A 20,008-nucleotide genomic window follows, 5' to 3' on the forward strand; every position below is an offset into this window, starting at 1 on the left:
ATTGAACCGCTGCGTTTTTTGGAGAACGGGTTCATCAGGGAGGGAGCTGCATCATGCCCAAAGTTCGCTTTAACAATATGGATCATGTAAATACCGATAAAACCATCAAGCAATTCAGACAATGGCGGCAGGAGCGACGCAGCAAAATAAAGGATTATACGTTCGTTGTGCCAAACCATCCCCCGGAGCTGGAGTTTCTGCATAGCAATCGGGAGATGGCGACAGCCACCTGGGTGGGACATTCCACCTTTTTCATCCAGTATCTTGGGCTGAATATCATCACCGATCCGGTGTGGGCAGAGCGTATGGCTTTTGATAAAAGGTTGGCCCCGCCCGGCATTCGCATCCAGGATGTACCACCACTAGACATCATTCTGCTGTCTCATTCACACTATGATCATTTACATTTAGAATCCTTACGGAAATTATATCGTGCAAATACGCTGATGCTTGTACCCACAGGGTTAAAGGCAAAAATGATCCGCAAAGGTTTTCGTAACTGTCATGAGCTGCAATGGTGGGAGCATTTTACGGTAGGAGGGGTACGATTTACATTTGTTCCAGCCCAGCATTGGACACGACGCACGCCGTTTGATACGAACACTTCGCATTGGGGTGGATACGTTCTGCAAAGTGAACAGCAGGTGATTGGCTCTGCCACGTCCGTCACGGAATCTCATCCTCATTCGAATACAGATTCAGAGCATACACCGACGTTGTATTTTGTGGGAGACACTGGATATTTTCGTGGGTTTAAGGAGATTGGCGAGCGCTTTGCCATTGACCTGACCTTTATGCCGATTGGCGCGTATGAACCGGAATGGTTCATGACCTCGCAGCACGTGACACCGGAGGAGGCATTGCAAGGGTTTGTAGATTGCGGCGCAGATCAGATGATTCCGATGCACTACGGAGCCTTCAAACTAGCGGATGATACGCCAAGAGAGGCGCTGGATCGTCTCGAAGCGGAGCGTGAGCGTATGGGTATTGCGAAGGAACGCATTCATGTTCTAGGGCACGGAGAGACGCTGAAAATTGGACGTCGCTGTTCAACTACAATCTGAGAGATTCGACATCATCCTTATATAAGAGGATTTTGCAAAATCCTGATAAACAAAGCGGCTCGGCGGACAATTAACTTTGCCTGCCGAGCCGCCTTTTTTGGTTTTTAGCTATAATGCAGGGTTAAACTGCTTCGGAATCACTTGCCAAAGAGGAATCGCTGTTGGCGATGGGATGACGAACGATTTTAACTTCATAGAACGTGATTTTATTTTCAATAATATAGTCCGGAATTTGACGATGGCTATGGGATTCGCGGAAAGCTTCGCTTTTCGTCCAGCCTTGGAAGTTCTCTTTTTCTTTCCATCGTGTACTGATCGTTACTTCCTCATAATCCTCCGTGTTTTCAGTCAGCAGCACTTCCAGACCGAGAAAGCCTTCCATTTTTTCAACTTTTCCTTCTTTGTTAAATCTTTCGATGAGTAGATGTGCATTGCCCGGTGTGATTTTAGATGTATTTGTTACGATAACCATATTAAATTCCTCCTGAATGATGTGGTATGGTCGGTATAATAACCGGATAGCCATCCTCAAATTTGATGGTAGCGTTCATTTCATAAATGTCGCGAAGAAAAGCAGACGTCAAAATCTCATGGGGTTCGCCGACAACGGCGATTCGTCCCTTTTTAAGCGCAATCATATGATGACAATAGGCCGCAGCTTGCTGCAAATCATGTAGTACCATAACAATCGTCAAGCCGGACTCGTGATTGATACGCCGCAGCATATCCATAACTTCAAATTGGTGGGCGATATCCAGAAAAGTGGTCGGTTCATCGAGCAAAAGAATACCCGTTTGTTGGGCCAAGGCCATTGCAATTCGCGCTTTTTGTTGTTCACCTCCCGATAGAGTATGGAACATCCGATCCGCATAGGGCTGGATACCCGTGATCTTCATGACATGGTCCACGATTTGCTGGTCCTGTCCGGTATAGCGTACCTTCAAGCCCTTGGCATGAGGAGATCTTCCGTAAGCGACCAGCTCGCGGACCGTCAATAACGGCAGCATATCCTTCATTTGCGGTAGCATTGTAATCGTCTGGGCAAAATCACGCCGCTTGTATTCCTGCACGGGCTTGCCCAATACGGAAACCTGACCCTGATCCTGCTTGAGCAACCGGGTCATAATCCGCAAAAGCGTGGATTTGCCTGAACCGTTCGGCCCGACGATCGCGGTGAGCTGACCAGCAGGCAAGGTGATATTCACATCGACCAGCTTGAAATACCCACGTTGTAAGGAGATATGCTCACCCTGAATGGCTGTCATCCGAAATTCCCCCGTTTCTTGAGTAAGATTAAGAAGAACGGTGCCCCAATGACGGCCAGCAAAATACCTACAGGCAGTTCAATCGGGTCAAACCAGGATCGCGCCACCGTATCTGCGAGAACAACCAGCGTTCCGCCGCCCACAATGGAAAGGGGAAGGAGGAAACGATAATCTTCCCCGATTAGCAGCCGTATGACATGGGGAACGACCAGTCCTACAAAGCCGATCAACCCGGCTACACTGACTGCTGTACCGGCCAGCAGGGCAGAAAGCAGGATAATGAGCATACGTTGAAGCTCTACTCGCTGGCCCAGCAGCTGTGCTGAATCGTCGCCCAGTAGCAGTAAATTAGCAGGTTTAATCGCAAAGAAAGAGGCGATTAATCCAATGATGGCGTAAGGCGCCATGAACTCCAGATGATGCCAGCTTCTTCCGTTTAATCCGCCGGATAGCCAAGGAAGAACGGCCTGTACGCGGTCGCTGAACATGACCATTACGCCGTTGGTGAGTGCGCCCAGCAGCGCATTGATCGCAACGCCAGCCAGCACAATTTTGACAGGCGACGCCCCTCGGTCCCAAGCCAGCAGATAAATGACGATTGCGCTCAGAAAGGCTCCCAAAAAGGCGGTTATCGGAAGAAGGTAGCTAAGCTGGGGAAGCATCACCATCGTAATGACGGCGGCAAGTCCACCTCCAGCCGATACACCAATAATGCCAGGGTCAGCCAATGGATTTTTCATGACACCTTGAAGAAGGGCTCCGGAAGCTGCAAGACAAGCTCCTACCAGTAAACCTACTAATACTCTGGGTAGCCGGAGATCCATCAGGATCGTGCGATATGTAGATTCATCATTATGTAGCAAAACATGATTGATTTCTTGAAGTGGAATCGACACCGAACCGTAGGCTAGACCGTACACAGAGACGGCCAGCAGTAGAATCGGAAGGGTAATCCAGGCGATGGTGCGTCTTCTGGCGCGCTGTAGTTTGTTCATCGCCATCGCCTATTTCGCCGGATACAGCTTTTGATGCATCAAATCCAGCGCTTTAGTGACCCGTGTGCCCGGATTCGTACCGAACAGATCTGAAGGTAAAACCTCGACCTGATTGTTTTTAACTGCTCGGATTCCGTTCCAAGCTGCATTTTCCTGCATTTCCTTTATAAATGCAGCTTTAACATCTTCTGTATTGCCATGAGTCATGATGAAGATGTAGTCAGGGTCAGCCTGTATGATGCGTTCTGTGTTCAGCTGCGCATATTGCGGGAAATTTTGCAGGCCCGGAAAATCAGCGGCGATGTTAGAGCCACCCGCAGCTTCCAGAATGTTTCCACTCAGTGAATTCGGCAGTGCCGCCATGTACGTAGCCGGGGCTCCGTAGACGAGCAACACCTTCGGTTTGGAGGCAGAAGCGGTTTCCTTTTGTAGCTTGGTTACTTGTTGGTCAATTTGCTGGTTCAGCTTTACGGCCCCGGCTTGCTTTTGTAGTAATTGTCCGAACAGTGTAATTTGTGTCTGGATATCCTGAACTGAATTGGCACTAGTCAGCAGCAGCTGTGAACCTACTCCTTCAATGGCTGGAATGTCTTTTTCATTCATAGGATAATTGCCTAGCACGACATCCGGTTTGAGCATCGTAATTTTCTCCAAATCTACTTCATGAGTGGAGCCTATTTGCTGAACGTTCTCAGCAGCAGGTACGACGACAGGTCCATTGGAGTTGGGTCTTCCTACGGCTGTCCCGCCCAATGCGTATATAATATCCAGATCGCCATTGCTGAGCGCAACGATATGTTGAGGAACCTTTTGAAACGCCAACGTCCGTTTTGAAAAATCAGTAACTTGGATGGCTGCACTGCTTGTCGTGCCAGAAGTGGCAGATACGGAGGCACTGGTTGGTTTATGATCTGTGGTCGGGGCACCATTACTACATCCGGTAACTGCCAATAAAAGCACTGCGGACGACCACAACATATAAGATTTCATGTTATTCCTCCTGCAATTTTCGAGTTAAACAATAATGATAATCATTTTCAATTATATATAAGAGAATGATAATGAATATCACTGGGCAATGTCAATTAAAAAAACAAAATTTTTAAATAAATTTTGAACTAAAAATAAAAGGGATATATTCGAATTAAAGAAGAAGGAACTACAAATTTTTCTTAAAAAATAGCATATATCAAGGGATTTCATACACGCAAATACATATTGACATTTTCGAAAAGTGTAAGATATATTGGTGATGGGTTTACTTTATTTTGCGAAATTATGGAATAGAGAGGTGGGGAGACAAGCTCGAAAAGAGCTATTTTTTTTAAATTACCAATTGAGAATGATAATCAATTAGTTTATTCTCGTGGGGAGGGACTGCTGTCAAAATGAAGAAGGGGTATTCTGCAATTATTGCTGTGTTTCTGCTGGTGAGTGTGCTGAGCTTTTGGCCAACTTCGTCATCTGTAGGAGCCGCTGCGGCTTCTCCAAAATTGGCGGATGGTACATACACGCTCAAATACAATATCCTCAAGGCAGAAAATGACTCGGTGTCCATGGCTAATGATTATTTTGAAAAACCAGCTAAGTTGTATGTGAAAAAAGGTCAAATGACCATGCAAATTAAGCTGAATCATAGCGAATGGACAACTGGGTTTAAAGTAGATTACAAAGGCAAAATCATCGATACCAAGGTCATCCATAAGGATGCCAAAACCGATACCCGCACCGTACAATTTCCAATTACGAGTGTGAACAGCCCGCTAATCTCTAAAATCCATGTTACTGTCCCTGCGTATAACTACGATCATGACTATACGATCCGCTTCGCTTTTGATTCCAAAAGTGTCAAAAAAGTAGCAGCCGTCCAGTCAGCAAAATCAACTAAATCTTCCAAAAAGTAAATTCAAGCCATCTCTATCGTTCATAAAATCAACACAAATTCAAGCATAAAAAATGGAGGAGTGTGTGTAGATATGAATATGGTAATGAATCGCTTTGAGCAATTTTCTTTTAAGAAGGTATTCGTAGCATTGATCATGACAGCGCTTGTTTTTGCACTTGTTGCTCCATTCTCAGCTAAAGCGGCAGCAGCCGACGGCACGTACAACGTAGACTACACCGTTCTGAAGGATCAAACCAATGAGACTTCTCGATTGGATAGCTACCTGACGAAGCCTGCTCAGGTTACGGTAGCTAACGGCAAAAATGTCGTTCGTCTGACTGTGAAAAGTAGCAATCTGATTACAACGTTCAAAGTAGAGCAAAATGGCGTTCTGCAAGATGCGACTGTAGTAAGCACAGATACTGCTAGCAACACTCGTGTAGTGGAATTCGAAGTTGCTGATCTGAATGCAAAAGTGAATGCTTACGCTGAAATCACAATCCCAGTAATCGGCTACACAGGCAAGTATGATGTACAACTGCAATTCGACGAAATCTAATCCAAAATAAAACGTAAAGGAGATTAAGAACATGAACATGATTATGAATCGTATGGAAAAATTGTCTTTGAAAAAAGTAATGCTTACTGTACTGATGGCAGCGCTTGTTTTTGTGGTACTAGCTCCATTTTCTGCCAATAAGGCGAATGCGGCTTTGCCTAATGGGACGTATCAATTGCCTTATACCGTTTATAAAGATGGAACCACTCAGCCATCTTACATGGATACAAACGGTTATGTGAAAAAACCAGCCACACTGATTGTTACGAATGGTCAATATAAAGTGCGAGTAGCTATTACCAAGAGTGCATGGGTTACTGAATTCAAAACTCAGCAAAACGGTCAGTATGTGAATGCGACTGTGGTAAGCACATCAGGGGATACAAGAATAGTCGAATTCCCTGTAACTAGCTCGTCTCAAAAATTGAACGTTAAACTGCATGTAAGTGTGCCTGCAGAATACACTGGTGGTATTCCATACGATCACGACTATGTTGTTCAATTCCAATTCGACGACAGCGATATCTAAGGCTTCTTTTTGAAAATATAATTTTGAATTGAATACTCATTGGAGCTTACTTTCAATGCTCCAAATGAGTATATTTTAAGTAGGGGGATACATCACCTTGAAAAGCCGATTTAACAAATACATTACGACATTCGCTGCTATTCTAATGTTGTTTTCTTTATTTTCACCATACGTAGGAGCAACCCCTGAAGTTGATTCCACTTCCCAAAATTTGACTGATTCAAGCACTACAGTCACTAGTGCTACTTATGCTACTTATGAGATGCCGGTAGAAGTACCCAGCACATATGCTGAGCCTACCAATGCTGTAACTACCACAGATGCGACCTATGCAGATGGAGAATACCTGATTGATTACAAACCTTTAAGAAAGACAGTCAGCGGTAGCACCAGAGATTCGAGTTTCAAAACAAACTATACCTATCCTGGAGATTTGATCATTAAGGATGGAAAATACCATTTTTCATTTAAGTTTGCGGAAACTCAAGGGCTATCGAAATTTTTAGTAGAACAAAACGGGGAAACAGTTCCCGCAAAAATAGAGGTGGATTCTGGGAAAGCTTCCGGGACTGTAAGCTTCGATGTTTATGATTTTCATCAAAATGTAAATACGGAGTTTGGATTTAATAGCAGTTCTCCGTGGTATGTAGATACCGATCCAGATCGTTCAGTGAAGGAATGGATTGAGTTTGATCCTTCCAGCTTGAGACTTAAAAACTCAACGGAGAATCCAACGGTTCCACCTGTAACACCACCGGTGACGCCTCCTAATGCAGGAGAAAAACTTTCTGATTTGGACTTTACCCTTTTGAAAGATGGAACCAATGAAAAGTCTATGATGGATGGGTATACGGAGAAACCAGGCTCACTAATTGAGCGTGGAGGTAAACAATATGCCCAGTTCACATTAAAGAACAGCAAACAGATTGATGGTTTTAAGGTAGAGCAAAATGGGGTGTTAACCGACACTTCTGTTGTAAGTGAAGATCAAACTGCGAATACACGAGTGATCGAGTTTGAAGTGAAAGAACTGCCTGCCAAGCTCAACGCATGGGTGAGCATCAACTGGCCTGAGCTGGGCTACGTGCATACTTATAATGTAGATCTTCAGATGTCTTCTGCACCCGCCCCATCAGATTTGGCGGATGGAACGTATTCTATTAATTTTAATACCCTGCACGCCACAAAAGATCAGCCATCAGCCATGGCACAGTATCTGTTGTCTCCGGCAACTTTGACGGTAGCGAAGGGACAAAAAGAAGTTTCCTTCACCATTAAAGACAGCACTACAGTGACGGAATTCAAAACTGATCAAAATGGAACGTTGACGGATGCAGATATTGTAAGTGTGGACAAGACCGCCAATACACGTATTGTGAAATTCAAAGTAGCGGATTTGGACGCGATTTTGAATGCGCAGGTACATGTGAGCACGACCTATCCAGGTGGGGTTTATGAGATGGACCATAAACTTCGTCTTCAGTTCGATAAAAACAGTATCTCGGGAACGGACAACGGTTCAACTCCAGTAACGTCAAATCTGGACTTCACGCTGTTAAAAGACGGTTCAAGTGAAAAGTCCATGATGGATGGATATACAGAAAAACCGGGTACTCTGGTTGAACGTAAAGGCAAGAAATATGTACAGTTCACTTTGAAAAACAGCAAACAAATTGACGGCTTTAAAGTAGAACAAAATGGAGTATTGACCAACACGACCGTAGTAAGTGAAGATCAAACGGCGAATACACGTGCTATCGAATTTGAGGTTAAGGAAGTGCCTGCCAAACTGAATGCATGGGTAAGCATCAACTGGCCTGAGCTGAACTATGTAGAAACCTATGATGTCGATCTTCAATTAGGAGCGGCAACAACCCCGGTTGATCCTGGGACGCCAGGCACACCAGGCACGCCCGGAAAGAATTTAGCTGATGGAACGTATTCAATCAACTTCGATGCGCTGCACGCAATCAAAGATCAAAAATCGGCCATGGCACAATATTTATTGTCTCCGGCCACACTGACGGTATCAAAAGGCAAGTATGAAGCCTCCTTTACCATCAAAGACAGCACCACCGTGACAGAGTTTAAAACAGAACAAAGCGGGACACTTACGGATGCAGATATCGTTAGTGAGGACAGGAATGCTAATACACGTGTTGTGAAATTCAAAGTGGCGGATTTGGACGCTATTCTGAATGCACAGGTACATGTGAGCACGACCTATCCAGGTGGGGTTTATGAGATGGATCATAAGCTTCGTCTGCAATTTGACCGCAGCAGCATTACAGCTAAAGGACCGGATAACGGAACCACAACCCCAGTTGAAAATGGCAGATACAGCATTGATTTCTCCGTACTCAAAAACGGAAGCAATGAAATATCTGTGATGGATGGATATATGCAAAAGCCAGCCACACTGTTAAAACAGTCTGGTAAAAATATCATTCAGATCAAAATGGACAAGAGCAGCTGGATCAAAACGTTCAAAGTAAATGGTGCAGAGGCTCAGGTTGTCGATCAATCGAGCTCCGCAAATACAAGAACAGTACAATTTGAAGTGCCAAATCTGTCGGATAAAGTGACAGTGAACACGCATGTCATCGTACCTGGATTGGATTTGAGTGGTATCCCATATGATCACGTGTATGATGTGCAGTTCCAATTCGAGCCTGCTACCATTCGAAGCTTTGTTGAGCCTACCTCTTCAGGGGCGGCTGATCCCATGATTAAACTGGATTTTGACAAGCTTGCCAATGGTAAATATGCTTTGAAATTCAGTATTGTTTTGTCAGATGGCTCAACAGCAGCAGATTCACAGGCTCAACGCTTCATCACTGACGAACCGGCGCAATTGGTCGTGGAAGGCGACAAACGGTTTGTAGGTCTGAAGCTGCAAAACAGCAATGAAGTGAAGGCGCTGCGTATTTGGGACAACGCAAGCGGGGACTACCGAGATGCAGAAGTGACCCAGGAAGATGCAGCAAGCAATACGAAGCATGTTCGTTTTAGCGTAAGTGACTTTAAGAGCAATGTAAAAGGCCAACTGGTTGTCTACGAAGCTCCTAAAGTGGCAAGTAGCGCTCAGATGGTTTTCAAGGCGGAGGATCGAGTAGAAAAGGTATATGATTTTGAATTTAAATTCGATACCAGCAATGTATCTTATCACAACGAAACCAAAGCAGACGAAGTAGAACAGGGGAAAAATAACTTGGCCGATGGAGAGTACACTGCGAACTTCCGTGTACTGGCGAACGGAACAGACAAGGATTCTCTAGTGGCTCCTTTTGTGCAGAGTCTAGCGAAGTTGATTGTGAAAAATGGCAAGGTTCAGGCTCATGTAACCGTTACGGACAACCAGGCTTTGAAGCTATTCCAAACGGATTTTGAAGGCCGTTATGCCAATCCGATGATTATGGGTTCGGACACTAAAGGTGACACGCACACGATTGCGTTCGAAGTACCTGATCTGGATAAGAAGTTAAGTGTGTACACACAGGTATATCTGCCTGAGAAATACATTCTAAATGAGAAATTCGGCGGACAGATTCAATTTGACCGTGCATCGCTTAAAGGTGAGGGGGTCAATACAGCTACAACCGTAACCCCTACTGAACCGATAGTAGCTTCTACGGACAAGGCAGCAGAAACAACTGCATCTGTAGCTGAAACCAAACCAGTAGTTGAGCAACCGGTTCAAATGGCTTCCGAGAAGCAATACACGATTAATTACAACGTATTTAAAGACAAAACGAGTGAAGCTTCCGTTATGGACGGTTATCTCGACAAGCCAGCCACACTGATTGAAAAGGGAGACAAGCGCTATATCCAAGTGACATTGAAAAATAGTTCTTGGATGCCAACTTTACAAGTGGAGCAAAACGGTACCCTGAAAGATGTAGAAGTGATCTCGACATCCGGCGATACACGTGTCGTTCAATTCGAGGTAGGGGACTTGTCCCAGAAAATCAGTGCTTACACACACGTTATTGTGCCTGGCTTGGTTCTTGGCGGAGTGCCGTATGATCACTGGTATACAGTTCAGTTCCAATTTGATGAAGCAAGCCTGAAAGCGAAGTAGCCTCAGGTTGTGACCTCAATGAAGCCCGAATAACAGCAAAGTTTGTATGCAAGCAAGTCTTGGTGCCTCGGCGTCAAGACTTGTCAGCATTTACATACCCGAGGAATTTGCAAAAATCCAATAAGCGACTTCTAGTGAACAATATGTAGATCAAACAGTCTAGTTCGTCTATATATTGCACTTTGGAGCGACTGGAGTCGAATTTTGCTAAATCCTGATACCCGAAAAGTTAGGGTTCCTAATGCAGTTCTATATTTTGAATTGAGGTGACTGGATTTTCATGAAACGATATATAGCATGGGCTCAAGGAAGATCGTTTTGTTTGTATATGTTAATCGGCATCGTGATCTTGTTGCTGGCCGGATGTTCGGGAGGAGGACAGGCTGGACAGAATCAGAGCGATGGTTCGAAATCAGCGGCAACATCTGATGCAACCGGAAAGTCGTCTGACGGTAAAGCTCAAGCTCCTCGTATTGTGGCGACTACGGTAGCCATTGCGGAAATCACGGATGCGCTGGGCCTGGATTTGGCAGGTAAGCCGACAAGCACGAAAGTGCTGCCTGACCGTTACAAGGATGTGCCTGATGTGGGTAATCCGATGAGTCCCGACATGGAAAAAGTGATGTCACTGAAGCCGACGGATGTACTGTCGGTGACGACACTGAAATATGATCTGGAGCCTAAATTTAAAGATTTGAACATCAATGCCGAATTTTTGAATTTTGAAAGTCTCGCGAATATGCAAAAAGAAATTCAAAAGCTGGGAGACACGTTTGGCAAAGCCGAAAAGGCTAAAGAGATTAATGGAGCGTTGGATGCCAAAGTAACTGAGATTCAACAAAAGATCAAAGGGAAGAAATCTCCTAAAGTATTGATTTTGCTGGGAGTACCGGGAAGCTATCTGGTGGCTACCGAGCATTCCTATATTGGGGATCTGGTTAAAATTGCAGGCGGAACAAATGTGGTTCAGGGCGAGAAGGTGGAGTTCATTGCCCACAATACCGAAGCCTTGCAGCAATCCAACCCTGATATCATTTTGCGCGCTGCACACGGGATGCCGGATGAAGTAGTGAAAATGTTCGATGAAGAGTTCAAAACCAACGATATCTGGAAGCATTTCAACGCTGTGAAAAATGGGCATGTCTATGATCTGCCTGAACCGTTGTTTGGCACAACAGGGAATCTAGCGGCAAACTCGGCGCTAGATGAGCTGATGAAAATGCTGTATCCTTCGAATTAAAGGAGGCTGATGACATGTCCAAAAAAGGTTGGAGTCTTATTGTTGTAATGGTCTTGCTCGTCGGCGTCATGTTATATTCAGCGATGACAGGTAGTCTCAAGGTGGATTTGAGTCAGTTGGTCACCGGATTGTGGACAGGTACAGATGATCAGGTGAATGTGGTCAAGGACCTGAGACTACCGAGAATTATCGTAGCCGTTATGGCAGGTGCAGCACTTGCAGTGGCGGGTGTCTTGCTGCAAGCTGTTATGAAAAACCCGCTGGCAGATGCCGGAGTTATCGGCATTTCTTCGGGAGCAGCATTGATCTCGCTGATTGCGGTGACGGTCTTTCCAATGCTTTATTTCTGGATGCCGTTCTTTTCATTTATTGGCGGTGCGATAGCTTGTTTAATGGTTTATGGATTTTCATGGAGATCCGGCTTGCATCCGATTCGTCTCATTCTGATCGGGGTAGCTGTGAATGCCATTTTTTCTGGTTTAGGTCAGTCATTTAATTATCGAGGCAGTTATGCGGTCACCAGCATTAACCAGGTTACTACTTCAACCTTGTCTATGAAAAAATGGATAGATGTCGAGGTTATTGTGACCTATGGCGGGATTGGACTAATTTTGGCCATGCTCGTGTTCTCTTGGTGCAATTTCTTGTCCCTTCAAGATAAAACAGCTAAAAATCTGGGATTCAATGTAACGCGCGCACGACTTTTGATTTCTGTGATTGCAGTGCTGCTTGCAGCAACGGCTACAGCCATCGCAGGAGTGATTGCCTTTATCGGCCTGCTCGTTCCGCATTGTGCCCGCTACCTAGTTGGCTCGGATCATAAGTGGTTGATTCCATTTTCAGCCTTATGCGGTGGCTTGTTGCTGCTGCTCGCGGATACTCTGGGGCGGACGGTGCTTGCTCCCAATGAAATCCCGGCTTCTATTATTATGGCCGTCATTGGCGGGCCGTTCCTGATATTCCTGATCAGAAAGGCGGATCGCACCTATGGACATTAAGGATATAACCTTCTCATATGATCGGAAAACAGATCGTCTGCACGCTATTCATGCTGTTATTGAGTCGGGACGGATTACGACCATTATTGGTCCCAACGGATGCGGCAAATCGACGCTGCTCAGCGTGATGTCCAACAATGCTGTTCCCCGCTTGGGCCAGGTGATTCTGGACGGCAAAGAAATAGCCCACTACAAGCCCAAGGAGCTGGCCCGTCAATTGGCGGTAGTCCATCAGCAGAACGAGGCACCTTCCGACCTGACTGTAGAAAAGCTCGTAAGCTTCGGCAGGTTGCCGCATAAGAACATGTTCACAGCGAGGCGTGACGAGGATGAGGAGGCGATTGAGTGGGCGATAGCCTGTACTAACCTGAACGAACGTAGAACTCGCACGTTGGATCAACTCTCAGGAGGAGAACGGCAGCGTGTATGGATTGCAATGGCCTTGGCACAGCGGACGCCCATTTTATTTTTGGATGAGCCGACCACCTATTTGGATATGTACTACCAGCTTGAAATTTTAGAGCTCATTCGGCAGTTAAACCAGGAACATGGACTGACAATCGTGATGGTGCTGCATGATATCAATCATGCTATTCGGTATAGCGATGTAATGATTGCCATGAAGGAAGGGCGTATTATAGCGAACGGCCCACCTACAGAGGTCGTTACATCTGAACTGATCCAGGCAGTTTATGATGTGGAGGTCGTAATCAAACAGGATGATGAAGCGGGCATGTATCTCATTCCGATAGGAGTCGGGGCTTCCTGACATTTACAAGCATACGGAACATTATTGCTGCGACTGAATAACGCGTTTGTCCTCACGGCATTTCAACGAATTTAAAACATGAAAATGGCTCTGGTCCATGTGTTTTGTCAGGTGACAACCGTGGAGACAGAAGCATTTTTTATTTTATTTATAAGATATTGGATGAGATTCAGGGACGGTTATGCTTATACTACGGTTCGAATCCGATCTTTTGTGTGTTATACTATTGCCGTCGGTAATTTTGTGTTTAGCACTTTACTAATGATAAGGATGGTATGCTTATATGATCAGTACAAGCGGCGTAACGCTTCGTTATGGGAAACGCCCACTTTTTGAAGACGTAAATATCAAATTTACTCCTGGGAACTGCTACGGCCTGATTGGGGCGAATGGCGCGGGCAAATCCACTTTTTTGAAAATTCTTTCCGGTGAAATCGAAGCCAATTCAGGCGAGGTTCACATGACACCGGGCGAACGGATGGCAGTGCTCAAGCAGAACCATTATGAATACGATGAATTCCCGGTTCTGGAAACCGTTATTATGGGTCATACGCGTCTGTATGAAATCATGAAGGAAAAAGATGCGCTGTATGCCAAAACAGAATTTACTGAAGCAGACGGCCTGCGTGCCGGTGAACTGGAAGGCGAATTTGCGGAGCTGAACGGTTGGGATGCTGAGCCGGATGCAGCTTCCTTGCTGATCGGTCTTGGTATTCCTCGCGACCTGCATGACAAGAACATGTCTGAGCTGAGTGGTAATGACAAGGTACGTGTTCTCCTGGCTCAAGCGTTGTTTGGTCGTCCGAACAATTTGCTGCTTGATGAGCCTACCAACCATTTGGACCTCGAATCCATTCAATGGCTGGAAAATTTCTTGATGGACTATGAAGGCACCGTCATCGTCGTATCCCATGATCGTCACTTCCTGAACAAGGTATGTACGCATATTGCGGATATCGATTTTGGCAAAATCCAGATGTACGTCGGCAACTACGACTTCTGGTATGAGTCCAGCCAGCTTGCGCTTGCCTTGACGCGTGATGCCAACAAGAAAAAGGAAGAGAAGATCAAGGAACTGCAAGCCTTTATTCAGCGCTTTTCCGCGAATGCTTCCAAGTCCAAACAAGCTACTTCACGTAAAAAACAACTGGATAAAATTACGCTGGACGACATCCGTCCATCGAACCGTAAATATCCTTTCCTGAACTTCAAGCCTGAACGCGAAGCAGGCAAACAACTCTTGACAGTAGACCGCCTCAGTAAAACCGTTGAAGGCGAGCAAGTGCTGAATGAGTTCAGTCTGGTTGTGAACAAAGGCGATAAAATCGCGTTTGTTGGGCCGAACGGTTTGCCTAAATCGACGCTCTTCCAAGTATTGATGAACGAGATTGAAGCAGACAGCGGAGAATTTTCTTGGGGGATTACAACTAGCCAAGCTTATTTCCCGAAAGATAATTCCACCTATTTTGAAGGTGTGGACATGAATCTTGTGGAATGGCTCCGTCAATATTCCAAGGATCAGGACGAAACGTTCCTGCGTGGCTTCTTGGGACGTATGCTTTTCTCTGGTGAAGAAGCACTTAAGAAAGCAAGTGTACTGTCCGGGGGCGAAAAGGTTCGCTGTATGCTGGCGAAAATGATGCTGAACGGTGCCAATGTGCTGTTGCTGGAAGAACCGACCAACCACTTGGATTTGGAGTCCATTACAGCGCTGAACAATGGTCTGATTGATTTTGACGGTACTATATTGTTCACATCTCATGACCATCAGTTTATTCAAACGATTGCGAACCGCATTGTGGAAATTACACCAAACGGCGTAATCGACCGTACGATGAGCTATGATGAATACTTGGAAAATGAAGAAATCGCGAAATTGCGTGAACGTATGTATCCGGTAGAAATCGGCTAAAATTCCAACCGGCTATCTTCAACAACTAGATAAACGAAAGAGGAGCTCCTTTAGGCCATTGAGATGGCAGGGAGACTCCTCTTTTTCGTTTTTGTGCCATGCCCATAGCTTACCTGGCTCTGGCCGTGAGGTAAGATAGACCTCGCCAGACCTTTGGTACCCTATAAAGGCTATGAGGTGGCTTATGATCCGCCTGTACGACGGCGTTGGTTGTTCGGCTTCTTCGTATTTTGGCTTTTCAGTGTTTTGGTGGAACCGCCTTGAAAGCCGCCCTGCTGTGAAGCGCCGGACTGCTGTTTTTTTTGTGCCAGCTTTTCCCGAATGGCATCTGCGAGATTAACTTTACGTGGTTCATTGGCATCGCTCATGAATAAATTCCTCCTGTTGCCGCCAGATTCATGTCAATCATGTTGGATTGAAGAAAAACGCGGCTGTGTCCTCATTTTATATGTTTTTAAAAGAAGGGACAAGGGCAACAATGATAACACCCATCTGGGGTGGGGCGGGAGAGAAAACGTCTGTTTTTTGTGTGAAGGAAAAAATGTTTTGTGTAACCTACAGGAATGGGGCCTGGCAATACTTTTTCGTTGTTCCTACAGCGATGCAGAGCGGAAAGACTGTTTCTCTAGACCCACACAAAGTTCGTCTGCTATCCTGAAAATAACAGTTACCCAAAGGTGAATTGTTATTTTCAGGATAGCTACGCTGCTTGTTTGAAAAGTTAATGTTGAGGGTTCAAGGCAGCGATGCTGCTATTTTTATTTTTGGGCCCGGTGAGGTCGTTCTGCTGGGAACTATATATTTGAAGGAGTGTCCTACGTTGTGGTAAATGTCTATGATGAAATCCGAAAAGGTGAGCGTGGGGCGTGGGTAAGCATTGCTGCTTATCTCTTGCTGTCCGCCTTTAAGCTGATTAGCGGGTATATATTTGCTTCTAGCGCATTGCGGGCGGATGGCTTCAATAATGTTACCGATATTGTAGTGTCGGTTGCTGTACTGGTTGGACTGAGAATTTCCCAAAAGCCACCGGACTCTGACCATGCCTATGGACATTTTCGGGCAGAAACGATCGCGGCGCTGCTGGCGTCCTTTATTATGGCTGTCGTCGGTTTGCAGGTGCTTATTGATGGGATTGGCAGCATTTTCAAGGGCGGAAAGCAAATACCGGATATCACCTCCGCGGGTGTAGCTGTGATTTGTGCCGTGATTATGCTGGGAGTGTACTTGTACAATAACAGGCTGGCACGGCAAATTAACAATAAGGCTTTGCTGGCAGCGGCCAAGGATAATCTATCGGATGCACTTGTCAGTGTTGGGGCAGCAGTTGGCATTATCGGCGCACAGTTCGGGCTACCCTGGCTGGATACTGTAGCTGCGATCGCGGTAGGATGTATCATTTGCAAAACAGCGTGGGATATTTTTAAGGATTCCACACACAGCTTGACCGATGGATTTGATGAGCAAGAACTGTCTGACTTACGAAGTACGATTGCCCGTATACCTGGAGTAGAGGGGATTCGGGACGTTAAGGCACGTGTACACGGCAATCATGCACTAGTGGATGTGGTCATTGAGGTGAATCCGCAACTCAGCCTGATTGAAGGGCATCGGATCAGCGACCGGATTGAGGAGCGCCTACAAGAGGTTCATAATACGATGCATGTCCATGTCCATGTAGAACCCAAATTATAGATTAATTATTAAATAGTTAGTATTAAAAATGACTTTAGACCTATATGTAAAAGGCGTATACGCTTCCTTTTGTGACGTTTGGATTATATCTCTCTTCCTGCTGCTTTTACTATAATGAAGGCATGTCCGGCTATATTCGTCGGAATTGGATATGCTCTTCAAATTCGTAAAAACAGCCAGGAGGTGCAACATTGAGAAGACGCGTGATGGGAATGCTCATGACGTCAGCCGCGCTGTTGACAGCAATTCATGTGGCGCCGGGTCAGGTTGACGCAGCGGCATCAACAGCATCCACGGGACAGAAGGCGGTTATTCAGGCGGCTGTAAAGCTTAGATCCGGTCCTTCGACTACAGGGGATGTAGTCAGCTTTATGAAGCAGGGAGAGGCCGTAACGGTATTGGAGAAAACCAACAGCTATTGGTATAAGATCAAGACTTCTGATGGAGTAACCGGATACACTAGCAGCTCCGACAAGTACATAAAAGTTGGCGCTACCAGCGTCGCTGCTGCTGTCACCCCGTCTACCACTCGTAAATCGGAAGCCACAGAGTCAGTTAAAAATGTTTCAGCTAAAGAGGCTGTGGCCTCAGTGAATAGTTCTGCCGGTCAAACGAAAGCTACGATTCAAACGTCCGTTCGTTTGCGGGCGGAGGCATCCACTTCTTCCGAGGTCTTGGGCTATTTGAATGCAGGGGATGTCGTTACGATTACCGATCCAAGTAATGCCTATTGGTTCAAGGTTACCAATGCTGGTGGTACGGTGGGTTACGTCAGCTCGTCTCCACAGTATATTCGTATTGGTGAGGGCGTTGTTGTGCAGCAGCCTGTGTCTGCTCCGGTGACAACCACTCCTGATACTACTGCAATACCTGTGACAGCCTCTCCTGCGTCAACTATGAACATATTTTCCGGTGATGCAGCGGCTGCAATAGAGCAGGTTATTAACACGGGGATGACTTATCTCGGAACTCCATATGAATATGGTTCGGATCGTAGCAGTACGGCTACTTTTGATTGCTCGGCATTTACCCGTCAAATTTTCCGTCAGGCTGTAGGTATCCAGCTTCCGGCAGATTCTCGTTCACAGGGTGAGTGGATCAAGCAAAACAGTCAGCCGAATACGGACATGACTACGCTGAAGCGTGGCGATTTGCTCTTCTTTACAAATTATAATGCATCTTCCGGGGCGTACACGTCCTTGGATAACTCCTCCCAAACGATTACACACGTAGCTGTATATTTGGGAGACAACAAGCTTCTCCATACGTTTTCTGTAGCGGGTGGCGGTGTAAAAGTTACGGATTTCAGCAAGCCTTGGCAGGACCGTTTCCTGTTTGGGGGCAGCGTGATTCAATAAAAGCGCCGCTAACTGTTAAAAAGCTGCATCAAAAAGGATGTTCCACAGCCCTGTTGACCAGGGTGGGAACATCCTTTTTTTATAGACATTTAGAATATTGCTTTTGTGCAGCTAGCATCCGATAACTATGAAACCCGTTTTCTTCTGGTGAAGAGTGAAATGACGAACAACACCAGAAATATCACAAATAATATTTTAGCGATTGTAGCAGCTACGGACACGACGATACCAAAAAAACCTAAGATACCGGCGATCACAGCAAAAATTAAGAATAAAGCGGACCATTTTAGCATGTTCTGTATCCTCCTTTAATTGTATATAATGTGGCATACTCACGCCCCGATAGAGCATGGTTGCAGATGATGGAGACTTCTATAGAATATTCGTGTCTGTGCCATCGTTATACGTTGTTTTAAACGGTGTGAGAGTCCGTGAATCATAACGTTTGGAGCGGAGAAGAAGCCAGCCTGGACGTTGTTTCGTGTCTGAATCTAAAGGGTAACTATGCAGTAATCATAAACATCATCGTGAAAGACGAAAGAGAGGTTACGCTATGTTAACACAGGTCAGCATTTTTATTATTGCTATCGCATTTGCAGTTCTCGTTATTTTCCTCATTAAAACGTTGAAAGCAGCACAAGGCTCTTTGGATAAGGTGACTCAAACCTTGCAGGATGTACAAAAAACGATTGATGAACTGAGTTATGAAGTAAAACAAACGGTTCGACATGCGAATGACATCACCGCAGATGTTGATCATAAATTGAAGCAAGTGGAGCCAGTGATGGAATCGGTTAGAAATTTGGGGGAGGTACTCAGCGAAGTGACGTTGGCTGCCAAGCAGGCTTCAACAGCGTTAATGACACGGTTTCAGAAATCGCATAGCGCTGCGAGTAATACTTCCAGAACGGATAACGCGATCAAGGCAACGACATCGAATAGACCTTTGACCGCAACGGAGCGGACGGTTCAGAGCTACAATGCGACTTATGAGGAGCCTGCGGCCAAGCCAGGTAAAAACTGGTTGGGTTATGTAGACATCGCTGCTGGGGTGTGGCAGAAAATGCGTCAGTAGCATAGTGGCTGAACCGTAAACTACAGGAAATTCATTGAAAGGGTGAGATTTATGATGAAGACGTTATTACTAGCTGCTGGTTTGCTCACTCCCTTTTCCGGACAGGATACGGTTCAGCAAACCGTTTCCCCGCAAATAGCGGGACATGTGGTTAGGACTGTGCAGACGATACCCGCTCCACATGCTGTACCAGCAGATTTTCATACCTTAAATGGCATATCTTTGGATGATACACGTGCTGATGTATTGAAAAAGCTGGGCAAGCCACAGCGAGTCAAAAAGGATAAGTTGCTGCTTTCTACAGAATACCAATATCCAGATGTTGTGGTAGGTATGCGTGAGGACGTCGTTTCTTATGTGCATGTAGATCCTGCTGCCGGTCGAATCAAGGTGAATGATAAGTGGCTGCCGCTGCAACGGAAAACGCTCGATCAGGCGCTGGGTGGCTCGCAATTCACGGCGGAAGACGGAGAGGTATATGTACGCGGACAACGTGCAATCAAAGTGTTTATGGATGAGACGTCTGATAAACCTAAGTATGTTGAGTTTTTTGATGAAACGGAATGGTAATTGATTTTTTTAAGGC

Annotated in this window: 19 protein-coding genes; 13 read left to right on the plus strand and 6 right to left on the minus strand. The window is 45.6% G+C overall.

All coding sequences use genetic code 11. The annotated features are described in order from the left end of the window. The first annotated feature begins 53 nt into the window (after positions 1-53). Positions 54-1,064, plus strand: a complete 1,011-nt coding sequence (locus tag JOD82_RS21425) for an MBL fold metallo-hydrolase (protein WP_029519196.1) — start codon at positions 54-56, stop codon at positions 1,062-1,064. Between the two features lie 121 nt (positions 1,065-1,185). Here JOD82_RS21425 and isdG read toward each other — a convergent pair whose 3' ends face one another. The 4 genes from isdG to JOD82_RS21445 are packed head-to-tail and all read right to left on the minus strand — an operon-like array spanning position 1,186 to position 4,314. Continuing rightward, positions 1,186-1,536: a heme oxygenase gene (isdG, locus tag JOD82_RS21430; RefSeq protein ID WP_029519194.1), complete on the minus strand. Its 351-nt coding sequence runs from the start codon at positions 1,534-1,536 to the stop codon at positions 1,186-1,188. A gap of 1 nt (position 1,537) precedes the next feature. Next, entirely contained in the window at positions 1,538-2,329 is a 792-nt protein-coding gene (locus tag JOD82_RS21435) for an ABC transporter ATP-binding protein (RefSeq protein WP_069012157.1), read from the minus strand. Then, positions 2,326-3,324, minus strand: coding sequence for a FecCD family ABC transporter permease (locus JOD82_RS21440; RefSeq protein WP_176715747.1), 999 nt, complete (start codon positions 3,322-3,324; stop codon positions 2,326-2,328). The genes JOD82_RS21435 and JOD82_RS21440 overlap by 4 nt, the downstream gene beginning before the upstream one ends. Positions 3,325-3,333: 9 nt before the next feature. Continuing rightward, on the minus strand, positions 3,334-4,314 hold the full coding sequence (locus JOD82_RS21445; RefSeq protein ID WP_069012155.1) for an ABC transporter substrate-binding protein: 981 nt from the start codon (positions 4,312-4,314) through the stop codon (positions 3,334-3,336). 398 nt (positions 4,315-4,712) lie between these two features. Between JOD82_RS21445 and isdC the strand changes: the two genes are divergently transcribed. The 8 genes from isdC (at position 4,713) to JOD82_RS21485 (ending at position 15,297) form a co-directional block, all read left to right on the plus strand. After that, on the plus strand, positions 4,713-5,228 hold the full coding sequence (gene isdC, locus JOD82_RS21450; protein WP_069012154.1) for a heme uptake protein IsdC: 516 nt from the start codon (positions 4,713-4,715) through the stop codon (positions 5,226-5,228). 72 nt (positions 5,229-5,300) lie between these two features. Beyond that, a complete protein-coding gene (locus JOD82_RS21455) occupies positions 5,301-5,768 on the plus strand; it encodes an NEAT domain-containing protein (RefSeq protein ID WP_029519187.1) in 468 nt (155 codons plus the stop codon). A 31-nt stretch (positions 5,769-5,799) separates the two neighbouring features. Then, complete coding sequence (locus JOD82_RS21460) at positions 5,800-6,297, plus strand: NEAT domain-containing protein (protein WP_029519186.1); 498 nt, start codon at positions 5,800-5,802, stop codon at positions 6,295-6,297. Between the two features lie 97 nt (positions 6,298-6,394). After that, the gene (locus JOD82_RS21465; protein ID WP_209949907.1) at positions 6,395-10,378 is read left to right on the plus strand and encodes an NEAT domain-containing protein; all 3,984 of its coding nucleotides are present in this window, start codon (positions 6,395-6,397) and stop codon (positions 10,376-10,378) included. Between the two features lie 280 nt (positions 10,379-10,658). Next, positions 10,659-11,618, plus strand: coding sequence for a heme ABC transporter substrate-binding protein IsdE (gene isdE / locus JOD82_RS21470; protein ID WP_165149420.1), 960 nt, complete (start codon positions 10,659-10,661; stop codon positions 11,616-11,618). A 14-nt stretch (positions 11,619-11,632) separates the two neighbouring features. Then, a complete protein-coding gene (locus JOD82_RS21475; RefSeq protein WP_069011983.1) occupies positions 11,633-12,616 on the plus strand; it encodes a FecCD family ABC transporter permease in 984 nt (327 codons plus the stop codon). Further along, the gene (locus tag JOD82_RS21480) at positions 12,606-13,385 is read left to right on the plus strand and encodes an ABC transporter ATP-binding protein (RefSeq protein ID WP_069011985.1); all 780 of its coding nucleotides are present in this window, start codon (positions 12,606-12,608) and stop codon (positions 13,383-13,385) included. The genes JOD82_RS21475 and JOD82_RS21480 overlap by 11 nt, the downstream gene beginning before the upstream one ends. Positions 13,386-13,668: 283 nt before the next feature. Next, positions 13,669-15,297: an ABC-F family ATP-binding cassette domain-containing protein gene (locus JOD82_RS21485; protein WP_013311942.1), complete on the plus strand. Its 1,629-nt coding sequence runs from the start codon at positions 13,669-13,671 to the stop codon at positions 15,295-15,297. Between the two features lie 182 nt (positions 15,298-15,479). On the opposite strand, the gene JOD82_RS21490 is transcribed toward JOD82_RS21485, so the two are convergent. Beyond that, positions 15,480-15,665 carry a hypothetical protein gene (locus JOD82_RS21490; RefSeq protein ID WP_029517162.1) on the minus strand — a complete coding sequence of 62 codons (186 nt, stop codon included), beginning with the start codon at positions 15,663-15,665 and terminating at the stop codon, positions 15,480-15,482. A gap of 454 nt (positions 15,666-16,119) precedes the next feature. On the opposite strand from JOD82_RS21490, the gene JOD82_RS21495 reads away from it, so the two are divergent. Next, positions 16,120-16,989 carry a cation diffusion facilitator family transporter gene (locus tag JOD82_RS21495; protein WP_029517164.1) on the plus strand — a complete coding sequence of 290 codons (870 nt, stop codon included), beginning with the start codon at positions 16,120-16,122 and terminating at the stop codon, positions 16,987-16,989. 191 nt (positions 16,990-17,180) lie between these two features. Continuing rightward, positions 17,181-18,347 carry a C40 family peptidase gene (locus JOD82_RS21500; RefSeq protein WP_029517165.1) on the plus strand — a complete coding sequence of 389 codons (1,167 nt, stop codon included), beginning with the start codon at positions 17,181-17,183 and terminating at the stop codon, positions 18,345-18,347. A gap of 125 nt (positions 18,348-18,472) precedes the next feature. Here the strand turns inward: JOD82_RS21500 and JOD82_RS21505 are convergent, their stop codons facing one another. Further along, a complete protein-coding gene (locus tag JOD82_RS21505) occupies positions 18,473-18,640 on the minus strand; it encodes a DUF1328 domain-containing protein (RefSeq protein WP_029517166.1) in 168 nt (55 codons plus the stop codon). A 260-nt stretch (positions 18,641-18,900) separates the two neighbouring features. Between JOD82_RS21505 and JOD82_RS21510 the strand changes: the two genes are divergently transcribed. Both JOD82_RS21510 and JOD82_RS21515 read left to right on the plus strand, forming a co-directional pair. Continuing rightward, positions 18,901-19,422, plus strand: a complete 522-nt coding sequence (locus JOD82_RS21510; RefSeq protein ID WP_029517167.1) for a DUF948 domain-containing protein — start codon at positions 18,901-18,903, stop codon at positions 19,420-19,422. A 51-nt stretch (positions 19,423-19,473) separates the two neighbouring features. Continuing rightward, entirely contained in the window at positions 19,474-19,992 is a 519-nt protein-coding gene (locus JOD82_RS21515) for a hypothetical protein (protein WP_029517168.1), read from the plus strand. The last annotated feature ends 16 nt before the right edge of the window (positions 19,993-20,008 follow it).

Source organism: Paenibacillus sp. 1182 (assembly GCF_017833915.1).
Lineage (GTDB): Bacteria > Bacillota > Bacilli > Paenibacillales > Paenibacillaceae > Paenibacillus > Paenibacillus polymyxa_D.